This is a genomic window from Deltaproteobacteria bacterium, from assembly GCA_035063765.1.
Lineage (GTDB): Bacteria > Myxococcota_A > UBA9160 > UBA9160 > PR03 > CAADGG01.
In genome coordinates, this window is the sequence record JAPSFT010000054.1 from 1 (window position 1) to 3,960 (window position 3,960).

Consider the following 3,960-nt stretch of genomic DNA (forward strand, 5'->3'; position numbering starts at 1 on the left):
CGCGCAGCGAGCCGGAGGCGAGCGAAGCTCATCGGTCGAGCGAAGCGAGCGCGCAGCGAGCCGGAGGCGAGCGAAGCTCATCGGTCGAGCGAAGCGAGCGCGCAGCGAGCCGGAGGCGAGCCTCCTCAGGGCGGGCTCGCGAGCAGCAGTGCTCCGAGCGCGCCCGCGTACTCGACGCGCGGCAGGAAGACCGGCTCGCGCCCGAGGGCGCGCGTGATCGCGCCCGTGATCTCGACCAGCGCGTCGTTGCCGCGCAGGGTCGATCCGCCGAAGACGATGCGGCGCACCTGGGCCGCAGCGGCGAGGCCGGCGCAGACCAGCGCCACGTTCTCGCCGAGCAGACCCATCAGCGCGTGCGCGAGGTCCTCGGGCGCGACGCGCTCGCCGGCGGCGAGCCGGGGCGCGAGCTTGCCGAAGTTCGCAGCGGTGAGGTCGCCGGCCAGCGCGATGCCGCCGGCGCGGTAGATGTCGGAGACGAGCAGGTCCACCTCGCGGCGCGAGCCCTTCTTCGCGAGCGCCACGATCTGCTCGAAGTCGCTCGTGCCGAGCAGCCCCGCTGCGAGCCCGAGCAGCGTGCCCCCGCCGAGCGCGGTGCCGCCGATCCGGCTCACCGAGAGCCCGTCGACGAGCAGCACCGAGGTGCCGGTCCCGAGCGAGACCAGGAGGTGGCGCTGGGCGGGCTCGCCGCCGCCGTCGTTCTCGGCGAGCAGCGCGGCGGCGCCGGCACCCCAGGCCGCGAACTCGTTCACCGCGACAGCCCCCGGCAGCTCGCGCACGAGCCGATCCGCCCCGCCTCCGGTCACCCCGACCCGGGTCGCGCCGAGCTCGGCGAGGGCGCGCCGGCAGGCCTCGGCGTCGTCGCTCGGGAGGAGCCGGTACCCGAGCGCCTCTCCGGGCCGGCGCACCGCCAGCTTGGCCAGGGTGGCGCCCCAGTCGATCCCGACGGCCGGCGAGGAACCATCCGGGGAGCGGCGGGTTTGCAACCGGTGGACCTCGTGGGGCAGGCGGTCGGGCAGGCTGGGACCCGGGCCTCGATCGGGCTACCTGTAGCAGCGGCTGGATGCCCGCGACGTTCCCCATCATCCGAAGCCCGGATCGAGCCCGCATGTATACCGCGTTCTTCGGACTCCGGGAGAAGCCCTTCGCGCTGAGCCCGGACCCCCGCTTCCTGTTCCTGTCGGCCGCCCATCGCGAGGCGCTCGCCCACCTGCTCTACGGCATCGAGCAGGGCGAGGGCTTCATCGCCGTCACGGGGGAGGTCGGTACCGGCAAGACCACGCTCTGCCGGACCCTGCTGCGCCGGCTCGGCTCCGAGGTCGAGGTGGCCTTCCTCTTCAACCCGAAGCTCTCGGCGCGCGAGCTGCTCGAGGCGATCCTGGTCGAGCTCGGGCTCGAGAAGCAGGGCACGAGCGCGCGCGAGCTGGTCCACGAGCTGAACCACTTCCTGGTCGAGCGCCGCCAGCAGGGACGCCGCGTGCTGTTGATCATCGACGAGGCGCAGGGGCTCGCGCCCGACACGCTCGAGCAGATCCGGCTGCTCTCGAACCTCGAGACCGAGACCGAGAAGCTGATCCAGATCCTCCTGCTCGGACAGCCCGAGCTCGACGCCATGCTCGAGAGCGAGGACCTGCGCCAGCTCCGCCAGCGGATCGCGGTGCGCTGGCGGCTCGCGCCGCTCTCGCGCGAGGAGGCCGGTGAGTACGTCCGCCACCGCCTGCGCGTGTCGGCCGGCGCCGACCGCGACCACCTCTTCTCCGAGGGCGCCGTGCGCGAGGTGTTCCGCCGCTCGCACGGCGTCCCGCGCGTCGTGAACCTGCTCTGCGATCGCGCGCTCCTCGCCGCGTTCAGCGACGGCGCGCCGCTGGTCGAGGCGGCCCACGTGGCGCGCGCGGCGCGCGAGACCGGGGCCGGAGCCGTGGCGCCCGCGGCCACGGGTGGCCGGGGCCGCCGGGCGGCCGCCGTCGCGGCGGCAGCGGGGCTCGGTGTGCTCTTCGCGGCGGGCGGCTGGCTCGGCGCGCGGGAGCTGCGCGAGCGGAGGGGATCCGCGCCGCCGGTCGCTGCTGCACCCGCCCCGAGCGAGGCGCCCGCCGCGCTGCCCGTCTCGGCCAACGTGCCCGCTGCTCCGGCACCCGCCACCGTGCTCGCAGCCGACGTCTCGAGCGCGCCGCCCGGGCTCCTCGCGCCGCCCGTCGCGCCCGCCGGGGCGGGCGCAGCCGGCCTGACCGCGCCCGAAGCGTCCCCGCCCGATCCGGCCGCGCTCGCGGCGCCGCCGCCCGGGGCGCCGGCCGGCGCTCCGGCTCCGCCTCCCGTTCCGCGCATCGATGATCTTGCCGGAGCCCTCGCGCTCCGCGCGCCGGGCGCCACCGCCGGGGCGTCGCTTGCGGGCGCGCTCGAGGCCTGGTCGCTCGGCGCGCCACCCGCCGGCACGCCGGCGCTGCTCGCGTTCCCGGAGCTGATCGCCGCGCTCGAGGGCCAGGGCCTCGGCGTGTTCGAGCTGCCCGGCGCCGACGTCGCAGCGCTGCGCGCCGTCGGGCACCCGGCGCTGCTCGTGGTCGCGGCCGCCGACGGCGTGCCGCGCGTGGTCCTGCTGCGCCGCATCGAGGATGACGAGGTGGAGCTGATCGGGGTCGCCGAGAGCGGGCCGGTGCGGATCGAGGCCGGTGCGCTCGAGGCGGCCTGGGCCGGCGAGACCTACGTCGTGTGGCGCGAGTTCGAAGCGCTGCCGGAGCTGCTGCGTGCGGGCGACCGCGGCGAGGGGGTCGCGTGGCTCCAGGGCGCGCTCGGCGAGCTCGGCTTTGCAGCCGGCGCGGAGGCCGGCGTCTTCGACCAGGACACCGAGCTCGCGGTGCGCGCCTTCCAGGCCGATCACGCGCTCGAGCCCGATGGTACCGTGGGCCCCCTCACCAAGATGTCGCTCTACCGCGCGCTCGGCCGCTACACGGCGCCCGAGGTGGTTGCGCACGTGCAGGCCGGAGGCGCCGGGTGAGCACGATCCTGAAGGCGCTGCGGCGCCTCGAGCAGGAGCGCGCGAAGGGCGCCGAGCGGCCGCTCCGCGAGCAGGTCGTGGTGCCGCGCGTGCGCCGGCGCGGGCCGTGGGCGGCGCGGCTCGCCGCGGTCGCCGCGCTCGCGCTCGGCTTCGCCGTGACCTGGGGCATGCTCGGCGGCGTCGACACCCCACCGGATCCCCCGGCAGCCGCCCCCGTGGCGCCCGCCCCCGTGGCCGCCGCGCCGCCCGCTGCTCTCCCGCGACCCGCCGCGGTGCCGGCCCCGCCCGCCGCCCTCCCGCGACCCGCCGCGGTGCCGGCTCCGCCGTTGCGTCCCGCCGCGCCGGCGCCGGTCGCGGGCGCTGGCCCTGCCGCGGTGGCCTCGCCGGCGCCGCACCCGCCCACCACCGCCGCGCCCGATCCGACACCGGTCCATGTCGCCGTGGCGTCCGCGCCCCCGCTCCCGCCTCGCGCCGAGCCGCCCGCGCCCCCGCTCCGTTCCGCGCTACCCGGACCCGGGGCCACCCGGGCCCCGGCCGGCGAGTCCGTCGTCGCGAGCCCGATCCCCGGCCGGGCTCCGCGCCTCGTCGAGGAGGAGGCGCCGGCTCGCGGCGCGCGCGCGGAGCTGCCGGTCGAGGTCGTGCGCACGAGCTGGCACCCGCAGGCCGAGCGGCGCGCCGCGTGGGTCGCGATCGGCGGCGAGGGCCCGCGCGAGGTGAAGGAGGGCGAGTGGGTCGGCGCCTACGAGGTCCGCTCGATCGAGCCCGACGGCGTGCTCTTCGCCGACGGCCCCCTCCTGGTCCACCGCCCCGTCGGCCAGCGCTGACACCTCCCGCGCCCGGCCCGTCCTCCTAGTGCCGTGTGTCGGAAGTTCGCCTGCATTCGATCGCGGCTACGGGCCGCTCGCAGCGTTGCGCTCCCTCCCCATGGCGACGGCCATGGCTCGGTCGCGCGCCTTGCGAGCGGCCCGTAGCCG

At 77.5% G+C, this 3,960-nt stretch carries 3 protein-coding genes; 2 read left to right on the forward strand and 1 reads right to left on the reverse strand.

The features are described 5' to 3' along the window. Positions 1-125 precede the first annotated feature (125 nt). Positions 126-983 carry a hypothetical protein gene (locus tag OZ948_19805; protein MEB2346964.1) on the reverse strand — a complete coding sequence of 286 codons (858 nt, stop codon included), beginning with the start codon at positions 981-983 and terminating at the stop codon, positions 126-128. A gap of 122 nt (positions 984-1,105) precedes the next feature. Here OZ948_19805 and OZ948_19810 point away from each other — a divergent pair, with 122 nt between their 5' ends. Together OZ948_19810 and OZ948_19815 are read left to right on the forward strand one after the other, a co-directional pair. Further along, entirely contained in the window at positions 1,106-2,986 is a 1,881-nt protein-coding gene (locus OZ948_19810) for an AAA family ATPase (protein MEB2346965.1), read from the forward strand. After that, a complete protein-coding gene (locus tag OZ948_19815; protein ID MEB2346966.1) occupies positions 2,983-3,810 on the forward strand; it encodes a hypothetical protein in 828 nt (275 codons plus the stop codon). The genes OZ948_19810 and OZ948_19815 overlap by 4 nt, the downstream gene beginning before the upstream one ends. Positions 3,811-3,960 lie beyond the last annotated feature (150 nt).